Raw genomic sequence first — 15,520 nt, 5'->3', positions numbered from 1 at the left:
GGGGCGGCGCACGGCCCCGAATCCGTCACGCCGACTCCCCATGCCCCCGGCCCCCACCCTGGAGCGCGATGCCCGACAGCCAGCCGCAGCCGCAACCGCCGTCGCACTCGTCGGGGTCATCAGGACCGTCCGACCAGGCGCCGCTCCTGCTCTGCGGGGCGCGGCTCACCGACGGCCGGACCGTGGACGTGCGGCTGGGCGGCGGGCGCATCGAGGCCGTGGGCACCACCGGCAGCCTCGCGCCGGGCCCGGCCCGGACGGGCGCCACGCGCGTGGACCTGAGCGGCTACCTGCTCCTGCCGGCGCCGGCCGAGCCGCACGCCCACGGCGACACCGCCCTGTCCGCCGAACGCCCCGGCCCGGCCTCGTACGCCCCCGAGGACGTCCAGCGCCGGACCACCGAGGCGGCCCTGCTCCAGCTCGGACACGGGGCGACGGCCGTACGCGCGCACGTGCGCGTGGGCGACGTCCAGGGGCTCGGCGCGCTGGGCGCGGTGCTCCAGGCGCGGCGGTCGCTGCGGGGGCTGGCGGAGCTGACGGCGGTGGCGATGCCACGGCTGCTGACCGGGGCGGCCGGGGCCGACGGGCTGGCGATGCTGCGGGACGCGGTGAAGATGGGCGCCTGTGTGGTGGGCGGCTGTCCGGACCTGGACCCGGACCCCACCGGCTACGTGGAGACGGTCCTGGAGGTGGCCTCCGAACACGGCTGCTCGGTGGACCTGCACACGGACGCCGACGATCCGGCCCGGCTGTCCCGGCTCGCGGCCATGGCGGGGGGCCTGCGCCCCGGCGTGACGATCGGGCCGTGCGCCGGTCTCGCTCGCCTGCCCGTGGCAGCCGCCTCCCGCGTCGCCGACCAGCTCGCGGCGGCCGGCGTGACGGTCGTGTGCCTGCCTCAGGGCGGCTGCGGCGGCACCGACCGGCGGGGCACGGCGCCGGTACGGCTGCTGCGCGCCGCCGGGGTGCGGGTGGCGGCCGGCAGCGGTGCCCTGCGTGACGTCTCGAACCCCGTCGGCCGTGGCGACCCGCTGGAGGCCGCCTACCTCCTCGCCTCCGCCCACGGCCTGCGCCCCGAGGACGCCTACGACGCCGTCTGCGCCTCTGCACGCGCGGTGCTGGGCCTGCCGGAGGTCCGCGTGGAAGCGGGCTTCCCGGCCGAACTGCTGGCCGTACGCGGCGACCACCTCCCCGGCGCGCTCTCTCTCGCCTACAGCCGGATCGTCGTACACCGAGGCCGGGTGGTGGCCCGCACGAGCGCGGTCCGCGAGTACTGCAACTCGGCGGCAACGGCGGAACTGGGTCTACCGCGCCAGGGGCGGGGGGAGCTGTCGTGAGGGGGGTGGCACGCCGGTGAGCGGGCGCGCAGGGCGCCGCCGTGTGCGCGGGCGCGTGGTGGTGCGCGTGAGTGCGGCGCGCTTGCGGCGTGGCGGTTAACTCGTGCGGCGGATGCGGCTCTTCGGGCGTACGGTCGGTTTCATGCGCATTGTCATCGCTGGTGGTCATGGTCAGATCGCGCTGCGGCTGGAGCGTCTGCTCTCCGCGCGCGGGGACGAGGTCGCGGGCATCATCCGCAAAGCCGAGCAGGGCGACGATCTGCGCGCGGCCGGTGCCGAGCCGGTCCTGCTCGACCTGGAGTCCGCCTCGGTGGAGGAGGTCGCGGCGCACTTGCAGGGCGCGGACGCGGCGGTCTTCGCGGCCGGCGCGGGACCGGGCAGCGGCGCGGCCCGCAAGAACACGGTGGACAGGGGCGCGGCGGTGCTGTTCGCCGACGCGGCGGTACGCGCGCGCGTGCGCCGCTTCGTGGTGGTGTCCTCGATGGGCGCGGATCCCGCGCACCAGGGGGACGACGTCTTCGACGTGTACCTGCGCGCGAAAGGCGAGGCCGACGAGTACGTCACCCGGCAGGAAACGCTGGACTGGACGATCCTGCGCCCGGGCTCGCTGACGGACGACGCGGGCACCGGCCTGGTCCGGCTGGAGGCGCACACGGGACGCGGCGCGATCCCCCGGGACGATGTGGCGGCCGTCCTCGCGGAGCTGGTGGACACGCCGGCGACGACCGGTCTCACGCTGGAGCTGATCAGCGGTTCGACGCCGGTGTCGGTCGCGGTGAAGTCGGTCGCCGGGAACTGAGCCGGGCCGCCGGCCGTTCACCGGTCGAGCCCGCCCCACCACACCCCGGCACCCCTCCTGCTGCGCTGTGCTGACGAGCCGTGGGAAACCCCGCCCGCCGGCTGTCGGTCCGTCAGGGCTCAGAACAGTGACAGCTGCCCGGGGAAGTCTGGCACGACGTAGCCGTCCAAGGACGGCTGGACCGCCCCGAGTTGCGCCGGCTGTCGCGACCCGGCACAGGAGACGAGTTCCCCGTTCCCCCGCGCCCCGGGCGGGTCGTGCCGTGCGAAGCGGCCCGCGACGACGGCGATGTCGCGGTGGCACACGGGACAGGTTCTGCGTCGGGAGGACATGCCGTCAGTGTGCCCGAGCGGGCGGTCCGCGCACCCCTCGGTCCGCGCGCCCTTCCCGGGCAAGGACTGCGGCACGGTCAGGTCCGGGTCTCCGCCTCCCACCGGTCGGGGCCCACTCCGCGCCAGTCGATCAGCGGCGAGTCGGCCACCTCCTCCGGTTCGATCTCCAGCCCCGCCCGGCGCAGGAACTCCACCAGGTCCCGCACGCTGTGCGCGAGGCCGAGGATCTCGCCGTCCACCCGCACCCGGCGACCGCCGGTCGGGGACGGCAGGTGCACGATGATGGGACGTTTCCCGGCCATGGCTCCAGCATCATCCGGACCGGTCGGGCCCGCACCCGGGCCGGTCATTCGAGAATCCCCAGCACGGTGTCCGGCCGGCACAGCGGGCATGCGGGGACACCTCCTTCGGTGAGGGCCCGTACCGCGTGCTCCCGGCCGACGCCCTTGGCCCGCCCGCCGGCGCCCGTGCAGCCGCCGACGTGGACGTACACCGCGCTCCGGCCGTTGAGACCGCGCTCGATGGCCCACTCCGCAGCGGCCTGCCGGACGCCGAGGCGGCGCCGGCGTTCGGCCTCCCGCCGTTCCTCGTCGGCGATCCACCGGTCCATCAGCGCGAGCTGCCTGGCGGCCTGGTGTTCGACGACGCGGCGGGCGAAGCGCAGCATGTCGAGACGCGTCAGCGGACGGTCCTCGTTCACACGTTCGATTCTAGTGACGTCGGGGACCGAAGCGCGACCAGCGGTACTCCGATGTCACGAGCGGCACCGGCCCCACACAACCCGTACGACAACGACAAAGGCCCTGTGACCTGCTCTCGCAGATCACAGGGCCTTGTTCCCGTGTGGCGGCGCCAGGATTCGAACCTGGGTAGGCTTAGCCGACAGATTTACAGTCTGCTCCCTTTGGCCGCTCGGGCACACCGCCGGGTAGTGCTGCCGTCTCGAACCCGCTTTCGGCGGTGTTCCCCGGCAACGACGTAAACAATACCCGATGCGCGGGGGTGCTTCGCCACCCGATTGATCTCCACCCGGCGGGCGCGGGGTGGCTAGGCTGGTGCGGATGCGGCCCGGTACTCCACCGGGCCCGGCGGTCGCCGCCGCGCACGCCGGCACGCACCCGATACGCACCCGATACGCACCCCGATACAAGGAGCCACAGGACATGGCCGACTCCAGTTTCGACATCGTCTCGAAGGTCGAGCGGCAGGAGGTCGACAACGCCCTCAACCAGGCCGCCAAGGAGATCTCGCAGCGCTACGACTTCAAGGGCGTGGGGGCTTCGATCTCGTGGTCCGGTGAAAAGATCCTCATGGAGGCGAACTCCGAGGACCGGGTGAAGGCTGTCCTCGACGTCTTCCAGTCGAAGCTCATCAAGCGCGGCATCTCGCTGAAGGCGCTGGAAGCGGGCGAGCCTCAGCTCTCCGGCAAGGAGTACAAGATCTTCGCGTCGATCGAGGAGGGCATCTCCCAGGAGAACGCGAAGAAGGTGGCGAAGATCATTCGCGACGAGGGCCCCAAGGGCGTGAAGGCCCAGGTCCAGGGTGACGAGCTGCGCGTCAGCTCCAAGAGCCGCGACGACCTCCAGACCGTCATCGCCCTCCTGAAGGGCAAGGACTTCGACTTCGCGCTTCAGTTCGTGAACTACAGGTGAGCGGAAGAAGGGTGGGCACCCTCCGGTGCCCGCCCTTCGTGCTGCCGTGCCCGCGTGCTCAGTCGCGTGAGTTGCCGAACAGGAGGCGGTAGACGATCAGCAGCACCAGGGAGCCGCCGACGGCCGCGGCCCAGGTGGCGCCGTCGTAGAAGTGCTTGCTGATCGGGTGGTCCAGCCAGCGGGCCGATATCCAGCCCCCGATGAACGCGCCCGCGATGCCGATGAGGGTCGTACCGATGAAGCCGCCGGGGTCGCGTCCGGGCAGGAGGACCTTGGCGATGGCTCCGGCCAGCAGTCCCAGGATGATCCAACCGATGATGCTCATGCCGTGAACCTGCCCTTCCGCGCTGTGTCCGCACTGTCGGCTCCCTGAGAGTTCTCACTCCAGGACCCGCTGTGCGTCGCGCGCGTGTTCGTGCCGTGTCGATGAAGAGGACGTCATGGGTCCACCCGCCGGTTGCCGCGATCAGTAGGGTGCGGCGCATGACACGTACCGATGCCGGTCTGCGCCGGACTCTGGGCGTGCGGGACGCCGTGGTCGTCGGCCTGGGCTCGATGATCGGCGCCGGTGTCTTCTCGGCTCTGGGGCCGGCCGCGCGCGCGGCCGGGTCCGGGCTGCTGCCCGGCCTCGCCCTCGCCGCCGTGGTGGCCTACTGCAACGCCATGTCCTCGGCCCGGCTCGCCGCCCGCTACCCGGCCTCCGGCGGGACGTACGTGTACGGCAGGGAACGACTGGGCCCGTTCTGGGGATACCTGGCCGGCTGGGCCTTCGTGGTCGGCAAGACGGCCTCCTGTGCGGCCATGGCACTCACCGTGGGCGCGTACGTGTGGCCGGGGCAGGCGCACGCGGTGGCGGTCGCGGCGGTGGTGGCCCTGACCGCCGTGAACTACGGCGGTATTCAGAAGTCGGCGTGGCTGACGCGGGCGATCGTGGCCGTCGTCCTGGCCGTTCTCGCGGCTGTGGTCGTGGTGTGCCTGGCCTCCGGGCGGGCCGACGCGGGGCGGCTGGACATCGGCCTGTCGACGGGTGCGGGCGGGGTGCTCCAGGCGGCCGGGCTGCTGTTCTTCGCGTTCGCCGGCTACGCGCGGATCGCCACCCTCGGTGAGGAGGTGCGCGATCCGGCGCGCACGATTCCGCGGGCGATCCCACTGGCCCTGGGGATCACTCTCGCGGTGTACGCGTGCGTGGCCGTCGCGGTGCTCGGCGTCCTCGGCGCGGACCGGCTCGGGCACGCGGCGGCGCCGCTGGCCGACGCGGTGCGGGCGGCCGGCGTGCCGGGGCTCGTGCCCGTGGTGCGGGCCGGGGCGGCGGTGGCCGCGCTGGGCTCGCTGCTCGCGCTGATCCTCGGCGTGTCCCGTACGACGCTCGCCATGGCCCGGGACGGGCACCTGCCGCGCGTGCTGGCGGCCGTGCACCCGCGCTTCCGGGTGCCGCACCGGGCGGAGTCGGCCGTGGGCGCGGTGGTCGCCGTGCTGGCCGCGACGGTGGACGTACGCGGCGCGATCGGCTTCTCGTCCTTCGGCGTGCTGGCCTACTACGCCGTCGCCAACGCCTCGGCCTGGACGCTGAACGCGGCCCCGCGCTCCCGCGTGGTGCCCGCGGTGGGCCTGCTGGGCTGCGCCACGCTGGCGTTCGCGCTGCCCGCGGCCTCGGTGGCCGTGGGCGCGGGCGTGCTCGCGGTGGGCGTCGCGGCCTACGGCGTACGGCGGTGGTGGGCGGGGCGGTTCGCGGGGTGACGTACGCCGGCGTACGCCGTGGGCCGCCACGCCCACCGGCTTCAAGCGCCGGCGAGCGCGGACCCGTCGCCATCCCAGGATCGGCCGGCGCTCGGCGCCGATTCCTTCGATTCCTTCATGGCCGCTCCAGTTCCTCCTGAGCGCGTGATCCGCTGATACTGGCGGTAGCAGGCACGCCGACCGAGCTGCCTGGAGAGGTGCCGGTCATGAAGGTGTTCAACCTGCTGCTGAATATCCTGTGGCTCGTCTTCTGCGGGCTCTGGATGGCGATCGGTTACCTGATCGCCGCCCTGGTCTGCTTCATCCTGATCGTCACCATCCCGTTCGGCATCGCGTCGCTGCGCATCGCCGGGTTCGTCCTCTGGCCGTTCGGCCGTACCACTGTGCAGCGGCCGGGTGCCGGGGCGCCCTCGTGCGTCGGCAACGTCATCTGGATCGTCTTCGCGGGCTGGTGGCTTGCGCTGGCCCACCTGATCACGAGCATCCCTCTGTTCCTGTCGATCATCGGGATTCCCTTCGGCTGGGCGAACCTGAAGCTCATTCCTATCTCGCTCATGCCGCTGGGCCAGGAGGTTGTGCCCACGGACGAGGCATTCGGCGGACGCTGACCTCCATCCCCCTCATTGCCGGTTGCCGGTTGCCCTGGCTTCGATCCTGGTGGTGTCCGACAATGGAACTATGTGGTGGTTTTCTCCGGCCCGTATGACTGCACAGCGGCCCAAGCATCTCTTAGCGGTGTTGGCACTCGGCGTTCTCATGGCCTGCGGTGCCGCGGTCGGCGCGGCGGAAACCGCTTCGGCGGCAGCCTCGGGTCACGTCTCCTCGTCTTCCCACCAGTTGAGCCGCGGCTGCGACGAGGTCTGGGGGGACGGCGGCTGTGACACCTAGGGGCGGCACTCATGCACCCGTCGCACTGCTCGGGCGAATGTCATTCAGGCTGTCAACGAGAATCACGGACAGCGAATACGAAGGCTTGGGTACCTGAATGAGAATGGGCACGTAGATTACTTCGCCGTGCCTGTACTCGGCCTTCCATGAATTCCGGTAGCACACGACATCGTTCGGGTTGCTCCGAGTCGCATAGCACTCGGTCGTCGACTTCGCTGGTGAGGCACTTGCTTCACTCACCGCGGCCTCCCATGCGCCGAGTGCCATACAGCAAGTCGCCGCCACTGCAAGACCGCCCCTGCGCAAGGTCGCTTTCCGCATTTCCATCACCCTGAGAGCCGCGAGCAGACGGAGCATCAGAACGCACGAACGCGACAGTCCGGCGGCCAGGGAATTTTGGACACCCGACTGCCGGACCCTCAAGTTCAGCCGTTGTTGTTGTTATTGTTGTTGTTTGCGCCTCCGCCGCCGCCATTGTTGTTGTTATTGTTATTGTTGTTTGCACCTCCGCCGTTATTGTTGTTGTTATTGTTATTGTTCGCGCCTCCGCCGTTGTTGTTGTTATTGTTGTTGTTGTTCGCGCCCCCACCGTTGTTGTTATTGTTGTTGTTGTTCGCGCCCCCACCGTTGTTGTTATTGTTGTTGTTGTTGTTCGCGCCTCCGCCGTTATTGTTGTTGTTATTGTTGTTGTTGCCACCCCTGCCGTTATTGTTGTTATTGTTGTTGTTGTTGTTCCCGCCCCTACCGTTGTTGTTGTTGTTATTGTTGTTGTTGCCACCCCTGCCGTTGTTGTTGTTATTGTTGTTGTTGTTGTTCCCGCCCCTACCGTTGTTGTTGTTGTTATTGTTGTTGTTCCCGCCGTCGTCGCTCGGCGCCATCGCGTGCGTTCCTGTGGGCGCCGGCGTGGCGAAGGCGCTCGACGGCGCCAGGGCGCCTCCTGCGGCCAGGGCTGCCGATGCGGCTATCAGGGCCGCGCGCTTGGCGTACTTGTTCGCCATGATGTGTCCTTTCCGATGACATGGACGTCGCGGATTCGCAGTCCATTTCGTTGACGGAAGGCATTCGCCGTGGCAATGCTCCGTCAGGTCGGTTCCTGGGAGTTTCACGGAATGTCGGGCTCTGGATGCGACTGCCACTCGGAAACCCGGGTCTGAAACTCTCTGGCCAGCATGCCCAGCCGCAGTCGGCGGGCGCATCGGGTGAGCGCCCCAAGTTCCACCCCGCACACCCCACCTCACACCCCGGCGCACCCCACATCCCGTCCCGGCAGCCCACAACACGCCCCCACCGGCCCGGCGTCTTGATCGGTCTGGATCTTTTGCGCGGCTCCGGCCACGGGGGGAAACTGGCTGGTGATGGACCTTCTAGAGCGAGAGGCCGTGCTCCGGGACCTCGCCGGTCACCTGAAGGCAGCCGTGAGTGGCCCTGGACGCTTGGCCCTTGTGCGCGGCGAGGCCGGGATAGGGAAGACCGCCGTCGTCAACCGTCTGGCCCAGCTTGCCGATCCCCACGTCCGGGTCGTGATCGGCGCGTGCGACCCGCTCGCCACACCCCGCCCCCTGGGCCCTCTGCTGGACTTGGCTCCGCGCTTGGGCGAAGAGGTGCGCACCGCCCTGACGGGCACACTGACCGGCACCAGCCGTTCCGACGAGGTCTACGACTGCCTGCTCGCCGACCTGAGCGCCTACCCCAGCCTGCTGGTCGTCGAGGACATCCACTGGGCCGATGAGGCCACGATGGACCTGCTGCGTTACCTGGCTCGCCGCCTGCCGAGCGTTCCGGCGCTGGTGCTGGCCACCTACCGCGACGACGAGATCGGCCGCACCCACGACCTGACCGCTTTACTGGGCACCCTGGCCGGCTATCCATGGGTGTACCGCCATGATCTGGCGCCCCTGAGCCGCCGGGCGGTCGCCCGGCTGGCCACCGGACACGCCGTGGACGCCGAGCAGCTGTATCACGTCTCCGCCGGCAACCCGTTCCTCGTCACCGAGATCCTGGCCGCCCCTGCCGAACCCATTCCGGCCACGGTGCGCGAGGCCGTCGCCGGCCGCCTGTCGGGCCTGTCGCCCGCGGCGCGCGGGGTGGTCGACGTCCTGGCCGTCCTGGGGGTCCGGGTCTCGCTGCCCCTTCTGGCCGGCATCCTGCCGGCCCCGGAGCAGGCGCTCGACGAGGCCGTGGCCTGCGGAATCGTGCGAACCCACGGACAGGTGACCGAGTTCCGCCATGAGCTGACCCGGCTGGCGGTGCTGGAGGCCGTGCCCGCCGCCTACCGTCTGCGGGTGCACCGGCAGGTGCTCGCGGCGATGCGGTCCGGCCCGGTCGCCGCGGATGATCTGCCGCTGCTGGCGGATCACGCCGACGGCGCCGGGGACCCGGCCGCCGTGTTGGAGTACGCGCCCGCGGCGGCCGTCCGCGCCGCCGCGCTGGGCGCACACCGGGAGGCCGCCGCCCAGTACACCCGTGCCCTGCGGTACGCCGACCGCCTGCCGCCCGAGCAACAGATCTCTCTGCTGGAGGGCCATTCCCAGGCCTGCCTCCTGTCCAGCCAGCTCGACGAGGGGATCGCTTCGCGTCGTACCGCGGTGAGACTGCGCCGTGCGCTCGGCGACCGGTTGCGTGAGGGCGAGGACCTGCGCTGGCTGTCATGCTGGTTGTGGCCGGCCGGGCGGACCGCCGAGGCCAGGCGAACCGGTCTGGACGCCGTGCGGGTGCTCGAAGAGCTGACGCCCGGACGGGAGTTGGCGAGGGCGTATCTGAACCTCTGCCAGCTGGCCTGCTACGAGCATGAGGGCGTGGCGGTGGTCGCCGCCCACGCCGAGAAGGCGATCGCTCTGGGTGAGCGCTCCGGCGACGCGGGGGTGCTGGTCCAGGCCCGCTTCCATGCCGCGGCGGCACGCATGCTGAGCGGCGGGCGCGGCTGGGAGGACTGCGAGCAGGCGGTGTCCGACGCGATGGCGCGGGAGCTGCCGCTGGACACCGGCTCGATGACGCTCGCCATGTGCTGGCTGGCCGCGTTGCGGCGGGATGCCGCCCGGTCGACCGCGGCCGCGAGCCGAGCGGAGACCTACTGCCTCGATCACGGCCTGCTGGCCTACCTGCTGTGTGCGAGGGCCTGGGGCAGTTGGGGGCTGCTCCACCGGGGCATGTGGCCGCAGGCCGCCGATGTCTCGCAGAAGGTCCTGTCCCACCCCGGCTCGCCACCGGTCGCCCGGGCCCTGGCGCTGACCGTGCTGGGCCTGGTACGGGCCCGGCAGGGCGGACCCGAGGTGTGGCCGCTGCTGGAACAAGCGGCGAGCCTGGTCGACTCCGAGTGCCTGCTGGACACGGGCCTGGGGTGGGAGGCCCGGGTCGAGGCGGCCTGGCTGGCCGATGATCAGGAGCAGGTTCGGACCGAGGGCCGACGCGGTCTGGCCGCGCTGGCGAACCGTGCCCATCCCTGGCTGTCCGGTCCCCTGGCCTGTTGGATCCGCCGCGCCGGAGGCGAGCCTCCGCGGGTCCCGGCGGTCGCACCGTACGCCCTGGAACTGGCCGGCGACTGGGCCGGCGCCGCGGCGCGATGGGACAGGCTCGGCTGCCCGTACGACGCCGCGCTGGCCCGTCTGTCCGGCGACGCGCCCGCGCTGCGCCAGGCCCTGGCCGCCTTCGAGGCTCTCGGCGCCCGCCCGGCCGTGGCTCGCACCCGCTCTTTGATGCGTCTGCGCGGTGTCCGCCCGATCCGGCAAGGGCCGCGGCCGGCCACCCGAGCCAATCCGTACCGGCTCACCAACCGGGAGATGGACGTCCTGAAACTGCTGGACGAGGGCCTTTCGGACGCCGAGATCGCCGCCCGCCTCTACATCAGTCCCAAGACGGCCGGGCATCACGTGGGCGCCGTACTGACCAAGCTCGACGTCCACACCCGTCACGAAGCCGCCCGCAAGCTCCACCATCCCGAGCGCGGATAGGGCTCCGCGACGGATTCGTCACCTCAGCTGAATTTGCAGTTGATGTTCTGGCTGCCGGTGAAGGTGTTGTTCCCCTGTGCGGCCTGCCCCGTCGGGGTACAGATCTGAAGGAGTGGCGGGATGCCGAGAAGCGAGAGAAGTCCCCCGCCGCCTTGGCCCTCGGCCCCGGCGAGGATGTTGTTGTTGTTGGTGTTGTTGTTCGTGTTCACGCCGCCGTTGTTGTTGTTATTGTTGTTGTTGTTCACCCCACCGGCATTATTGTTATTGTTGTTATTAGTGTTGTTCGTCGTGTTGGTGGTGTTCTGGGTGTCGGTGCCTCCGGTGCCTGTCTGCCCCACACGGTAGGGAGCCTGGAGCAGTGACGTGGCACCCAGGCGCGACAGGAGTCCCCCGTCGCTCTGAGCCTGTGCGCCGCCGGCACTGAAGAGCACCACCGTGATCGCGGCGGTACTGATCGTGGCGAACCGCTTGGTGAGCTTCACTCGGCCAACCTTTCGTCGTCCCTGGTGCCGCATTCTCAGAGGACAGGATGGCGATGGCGGTCTGTGAACAATCACTAGGCACGCGGCAGCACCCGCGTTTTCCCCCGGACAGCCTCAAGGTTTTCACGCGGCTTACCAAGTCGGAAATCAACGGCCTGCGCAATGATGAATTAACAGAGCGTGTGGTCAACCAGGAGAGTCTTCACCGGTAGCCGCCCACCATCTTTTCGAGCCGGGCGATGCGCTCCGCCATCGGCGGGTGGGTGGAGAACATCTTGGACAGTCCCTGGCCCGGGCGGAACGGGTTGGCGATCATCATGTGGCTCGCCGTCTCGATCCGGGGCTCGGGGGGCAGCGGCAGCTGCTGGGTGCCCGTCTCCAGCTTGCGCAGGGCGCTGGCCAGGGCGAGCGGGTCACCGGTGAGCTGGGCGCCGGAGGCGTCCGCCTCGTACTCCCGGGAGCGGCTGATGGCCAGCTGGATCAGGGTGGCGGCGAGCGGGCCGAGGATCATGATCAGCAGCACGCCGAACAGGCCGGGGCCGTCGTCGTCGTCCGAGCGGCCGACCGGGATCAGCCAGGCGAAGTTGACCAGGAACATGATCACGGAGGCGAGTGCGCCGGCGACCGAGGAGATGAGGATGTCCCGGTTGTAGACATGGCTCAGTTCATGGCCGATGACGCCGCGCAGCTCGCGCTCGTCCAGCAGGCGCAGGATGCCCTCGGTGCAGCACACGGCCGCGTTGCGCGGGTTGCGGCCCGTGGCGAAGGCGTTCGGGGCCTCCGTCGGCGAGATGTACAGCCGGGGCATGGGCTGGCGGGCCTGCGTGGACAGTTCGCGCACCATCCGGTACAGCGCCGGTGCCTCGAACTCGCTGACCGGGCGGGCGCGCATCGCGCGCAGCGCCAGCTTGTCGCTGTTCCAGTACGCGTACGCGTTCGTGCCCAGAGCCACCAGGACCGCGACGACGAGGCCCGCGCGGCCGAAGAAGCTGCCGATGACGATGATGAGTGCGGACAGTCCCCCGAGGAGTACGGCGGTCCTGAGCCCGTTGTGCCGGCGGTGCACGGTGCGCCCTCCAAGTCGTGCAGCTGGGGAACACTCTGATCCAGTGGACCCTCCCGCTGATGACAACGCCAGGCGGCGGCCACGAGTTCCCCGGTGCGTACGGCGGCGCGGCGCGGCCGTGCGGGTGACGTGCGGGTTCGGCCACGCGCGCGTGGCGGGACGGGTGCCCCGCGCGCGCGTGGCGACTCCTCAGAACAGTCCGCCGGCCGCGAAGCGCAGGACCAGCTGGGGTGCTCCGGAGAGGGCGACGGCGAGGACCCCGGTGACGGCGAGAGCGGCCGTGACGGGCGCCGGGACGCGGTGCCGGGCGGGCTCGCCCTCGGGGGCGCGGAACAGCAGGGCCGTCCACTGGAGGTAGTAGAAGAGGGCGATCACGACGTTGACGGCCATGACGACGGCGAGCCAGCCGAGGCCCGCGTCGACGGCCGCGGAGAACACGGTGACCTTGGCGAACAGGCCGATGACGCCCGGCGGCAGCCCGGCCAGGCACAGCAGGAAGAAGGCCAGCAGGAGCGCGCTGAGCGGGTTGGTGGCGTACAGGCCCCGGTAGTCGCTGATCCGGTTCAGGGCGCGGCCACGGCCCACCAGGGCGGCCACCGCGAAGGCGCCGAGGTTCACGGCGGCGTACATCAGGGCGTACGCCACCGTGGAGCCGATCGCCTTCTGGGCGTCCTTGGTGTATCCGGCGGCGGCGATCGGCACCAGCAGATAGCCGGCCTGGCCGACGGAGGACCAGGCGAGCAGCCGTACGGCGCTGTACGCGCGCGTGGCCTGCTGGCGCAGGGCGGCGACGTTGCCGACGGTCATGGTGAGGGCGGCCAGGGCGGCGAGCGCGGGCCCCCAGACGTCGGCGTACGACGGGAAGGCGACGACCGTGACGAGGATCAGGCCGGAAAAGCCGACGGCCTTGCCCACGACGGACAGGTAGGCGGCGACGGGCAGGGGCGCGCCCACGTAGGTGTCGGGCACCCAGAAGTGGAAGGGCACGGCGGCCGTCTTGAAGGCGAAGCCGACGAGGGTGAGGGCGACTCCGGTCTGGGCGAGGGTGTGCAGCTGTCCGTCGACGTGCGGGAGGCGCTGGGCGACCTGGGTGAGGTGCAGGGTGCCGGTGGAGGCGTAGACGAAGCTGATGCCCATCAGGCTGACCGCGGTGGCGGTGACCGAGGACAGGAAGAACTTCAGGGCGGCCTCGGAGGACCGCTTGTCGCCGTGCCGGATGCCGACGAGGGCGAAGGCCGGCAGGGAGGCGACCTCCAGGGCGACGACCAGGGTGGCCAGGTCCCGGGAGGCGGGCAGCAGGGCGGCACCGGCCGCGGAGGACAGCAGCAGGAACCAGAACTCGCCCGCGGGCACGCGCCGCCGCTCGTCGTCCAGGTGGGTGACGGAGAGCAGGGCCGCGAGCAGGGCGCCGCCGAGGACCAGGAACTGGATGACGAGGGTGAAGTGGTCGGCGGTGTAGCTGCACGCGCGCGCGGGGCCGGTGAGGCAGAACGTGCTGCGGTCGCCGTCCAGGAGGGGCAGGAGCAGCAGGGTGGCCGCGGCGAGGCCCGCGACCGAGATCCAGCCGAGCACGGCCTTGCGGGGCTCCGGCAGGAACAGGTCGGCGACGAGGACGACGAGTGCCACGACGGCCGCGAGGGTGGGCGGGGCGATCGCGAGCCAGTCGACGGACTGGACCAGCGACTCGGCAAGCGGCTGGGCGCTCATCGGGTGCCTCCTGCGAGGAGCTGCTGCACGGCCGGGTCGGTCAGGCCGAGCAGGGCCTTCGGCCACAGTCCGGCGAGGACGGTGAGGGTGACGAGCGGGGTCCAGGCGGCGAACTCGTACCCGTGGACGTCGGCGAGCTTCGGCACCTCCCGCTCCGCGCCGCCCATGCAGACGCGGCGGACCACGATCAGCATGTACGCGGCGGTCAGCAGGGTGCCGAACGCGCCGATCGCCATGAAGGTGAGGAAGGCGGGGCGGCTGAGGTCGGCGGCGGGCCGGAACGCGCCGAACAGGGCCAGCATCTCGCCCCAGAACCCGGCGAGGCCGGGCAGGCCGAGGGAGGCGACCGCGCCGAAGGCGAGCAGGCCGCCGAGGCGCGGGGCCTTGCCGTACAGCGCGGCGCCGGTCTCCTCCGCGAGGGTGTCCAGGTCGGTGGTGCCGGTGCGGTCCTTCAGCGCGCCGACCAGGAAGAACAGCAGGCCGGTGATGAGGCCGTGGGCGATGTTGGCGAACAGGGCGCCGTTGACGCCGGTCGGGGTCATGGTGGCGATGCCGAGCAGGACGAAGCCCATGTGGCCGACGGAGGAGTAGGCGATCAGGCGCTTGAGGTCGCCCTTCGCGCCCCGCTTGGCGAGGGCCAGGCAGGCCAGGGACCCGTAGATGATCCCGACGACGGCGAACGCGGCGAGGTACGGCGCGAAGGTGTGGAACCCGTGCGGCGCGACCGGCAGCAGGATGCGGACGAACCCGTACGTACCCATCTTCAGCAGGACACCGGCCAGCAGGACCGAGCCGACGGTCGGCGCGGCGGTGTGGGCGTCGGGCAGCCAGCTGTGCAGCGGCCACATCGGCGCCTTCACCGCGAGCCCGATCCCGATCGCCAGAACGGCGATGACCTGCACGGACGAGGTCAGCGACCGGCCGTTGTCAGTGGCGAGTGCCACCATGTCGAATGTGCCCGCCTTGATTCCGATCAGGAGCAGGCCGAGCAGCATGACCACGGAGCCGAGCAGCGTGAACAGGATGAACTTCCACGCGGCCCGGGTCCGGCCCTCGCCGCCCCAGCGGGCGATGAGGAAGTACATCGGGATGAGCACCATCTCGAACGCGAGGAAGAACAGCAGCAGGTCGAGGACGGCGAAGGTCGCGAGGGTGCCGGACTCCAGCAGGAGCAGCAGGGCGACGAACGCCTTCGGGGACGGGCCCGACGGCGGCTTGAAGTAGGAGTAGAGCGCGCAGAGGAAGGTCAGCAGCGCGGTCAGGACCAGAAGGGGGAGGGAGATGCCGTCGGTGCCGAGGTGGATGCGCACGTCGAGCGCGGGGATCCAGCTGATGTCGGTCGTGGCCTGCATCTTCGACGGATGGTCGTGGTCGAAGCCGAGCGCGAGGACGATCGCCGCGATGAGGACCGCGCCGGTCACGGTCACGCCGTGCCGCAGCACGGCCTGCTCGGGCGACTTCCCCTTCAGTCCGGGCGGGGCCGGGAGGAGAGCGGCGGCGGCGCCGAGGAGCGGGCCGACGACGACGAATGCCAGAAGGAACTGCATCACGGACTCGTTGATATCGATCACGCCTG

The 15,520-nt window shown here is 70.7% G+C and carries 15 protein-coding genes and 1 tRNA gene; 6 read left to right on the top strand and 10 right to left on the bottom strand.

Annotated elements, in window-relative coordinates:
• Positions 1 to 68 precede the first annotated feature (68 nt).
• Together ACZ4WH_RS00630 and ACZ4WH_RS00625 are read left to right on the top strand one after the other, a co-directional pair.
• Positions 69 to 1,334 carry an amidohydrolase family protein gene (locus ACZ4WH_RS00630; protein ID WP_468174789.1) on the top strand — a complete coding sequence of 422 codons (1,266 nt, stop codon included), beginning with the start codon at positions 69 to 71 and terminating at the stop codon, positions 1,332 to 1,334.
• Positions 1,335 to 1,476: 142 nt separating this feature from the next.
• Positions 1,477 to 2,133: an NAD(P)H-binding protein gene (locus tag ACZ4WH_RS00625; RefSeq protein ID WP_468174786.1), complete on the top strand. Its 657-nt coding sequence runs from the start codon at positions 1,477 to 1,479 to the stop codon at positions 2,131 to 2,133.
• Positions 2,134 to 2,252: 119 nt separating this feature from the next.
• On the opposite strand, the gene ACZ4WH_RS00620 is transcribed toward ACZ4WH_RS00625, so the two are convergent.
• The 4 genes from ACZ4WH_RS00620 to ACZ4WH_RS00605 all read right to left on the bottom strand — a co-directional run bounded on the left by ACZ4WH_RS00620 (position 2,253) and on the right by ACZ4WH_RS00605 (position 3,391).
• Complete coding sequence (locus ACZ4WH_RS00620) at positions 2,253 to 2,465, bottom strand: hypothetical protein (protein ID WP_468174783.1); 213 nt, start codon at positions 2,463 to 2,465, stop codon at positions 2,253 to 2,255.
• Between the two features lie 77 nt (positions 2,466 to 2,542).
• Complete coding sequence (locus tag ACZ4WH_RS00615; protein ID WP_030747440.1) at positions 2,543 to 2,767, bottom strand: hypothetical protein; 225 nt, start codon at positions 2,765 to 2,767, stop codon at positions 2,543 to 2,545.
• 44 nt (positions 2,768 to 2,811) lie between these two features.
• Positions 2,812 to 3,165 carry a DUF6233 domain-containing protein gene (locus tag ACZ4WH_RS00610; protein WP_468174779.1) on the bottom strand — a complete coding sequence of 118 codons (354 nt, stop codon included), beginning with the start codon at positions 3,163 to 3,165 and terminating at the stop codon, positions 2,812 to 2,814.
• 144 nt (positions 3,166 to 3,309) lie between these two features.
• A tRNA-Tyr gene (locus tag ACZ4WH_RS00605) sits at positions 3,310 to 3,391 on the bottom strand.
• A gap of 237 nt (positions 3,392 to 3,628) precedes the next feature.
• Between ACZ4WH_RS00605 and ACZ4WH_RS00600 the strand changes: the two genes are divergently transcribed.
• Positions 3,629 to 4,117 (top strand): YajQ family cyclic di-GMP-binding protein, encoded by a 489-nt coding sequence (locus tag ACZ4WH_RS00600; RefSeq protein ID WP_468174776.1) that lies wholly within the window; start codon positions 3,629 to 3,631, stop codon positions 4,115 to 4,117.
• A gap of 58 nt (positions 4,118 to 4,175) precedes the next feature.
• On the opposite strand, the gene ACZ4WH_RS00595 is transcribed toward ACZ4WH_RS00600, so the two are convergent.
• Entirely contained in the window at positions 4,176 to 4,442 is a 267-nt protein-coding gene (locus tag ACZ4WH_RS00595) for a GlsB/YeaQ/YmgE family stress response membrane protein (protein ID WP_132786990.1), read from the bottom strand.
• Positions 4,443 to 4,600: 158 nt separating this feature from the next.
• Between ACZ4WH_RS00595 and ACZ4WH_RS00590 the strand changes: the two genes are divergently transcribed.
• Positions 4,601 to 5,854, top strand: a complete 1,254-nt coding sequence (locus tag ACZ4WH_RS00590) for an APC family permease (protein ID WP_468174772.1) — start codon at positions 4,601 to 4,603, stop codon at positions 5,852 to 5,854.
• A 206-nt stretch (positions 5,855 to 6,060) separates the two neighbouring features.
• Positions 6,061 to 6,462, top strand: coding sequence for a YccF domain-containing protein (locus ACZ4WH_RS00585; protein WP_468174769.1), 402 nt, complete (start codon positions 6,061 to 6,063; stop codon positions 6,460 to 6,462).
• 705 nt (positions 6,463 to 7,167) lie between these two features.
• On the opposite strand, the gene ACZ4WH_RS00580 is transcribed toward ACZ4WH_RS00585, so the two are convergent.
• Entirely contained in the window at positions 7,168 to 7,740 is a 573-nt protein-coding gene (locus ACZ4WH_RS00580) for a hypothetical protein (RefSeq protein ID WP_468174766.1), read from the bottom strand.
• A gap of 357 nt (positions 7,741 to 8,097) precedes the next feature.
• On the opposite strand from ACZ4WH_RS00580, the gene ACZ4WH_RS00575 reads away from it, so the two are divergent.
• On the top strand, positions 8,098 to 10,689 hold the full coding sequence (locus tag ACZ4WH_RS00575; RefSeq protein ID WP_468174763.1) for an ATP-binding protein: 2,592 nt from the start codon (positions 8,098 to 8,100) through the stop codon (positions 10,687 to 10,689).
• Between the two features lie 23 nt (positions 10,690 to 10,712).
• Here ACZ4WH_RS00575 and ACZ4WH_RS00570 read toward each other — a convergent pair whose 3' ends face one another.
• The 4 genes from ACZ4WH_RS00570 to ACZ4WH_RS00555 all read right to left on the bottom strand — a co-directional run bounded on the left by ACZ4WH_RS00570 (position 10,713) and on the right by ACZ4WH_RS00555 (position 15,515).
• Complete coding sequence (locus ACZ4WH_RS00570) at positions 10,713 to 11,171, bottom strand: hypothetical protein (RefSeq protein WP_468174760.1); 459 nt, start codon at positions 11,169 to 11,171, stop codon at positions 10,713 to 10,715.
• A gap of 202 nt (positions 11,172 to 11,373) precedes the next feature.
• Positions 11,374 to 12,237 carry a zinc metalloprotease HtpX gene (gene htpX, locus ACZ4WH_RS00565; protein ID WP_468174757.1) on the bottom strand — a complete coding sequence of 288 codons (864 nt, stop codon included), beginning with the start codon at positions 12,235 to 12,237 and terminating at the stop codon, positions 11,374 to 11,376.
• A gap of 189 nt (positions 12,238 to 12,426) precedes the next feature.
• A complete protein-coding gene (locus ACZ4WH_RS00560) occupies positions 12,427 to 13,944 on the bottom strand; it encodes an NADH-quinone oxidoreductase subunit N (protein WP_468174755.1) in 1,518 nt (505 codons plus the stop codon).
• Positions 13,941 to 15,515 (bottom strand): NADH-quinone oxidoreductase subunit M, encoded by a 1,575-nt coding sequence (locus ACZ4WH_RS00555; RefSeq protein ID WP_468174752.1) that lies wholly within the window; start codon positions 15,513 to 15,515, stop codon positions 13,941 to 13,943. The genes ACZ4WH_RS00560 and ACZ4WH_RS00555 overlap by 4 nt, the downstream gene beginning before the upstream one ends.
• Between the last annotated feature and the right edge of the window lie 5 nt (positions 15,516 to 15,520).

It is taken from the genome of Streptomyces sp. NPDC029138 (genome assembly GCF_055564375.1).
The sequence above is the reverse complement of the archived record's forward strand: the minus strand, read 5'-3'. Positions and strand labels throughout refer to the sequence as shown.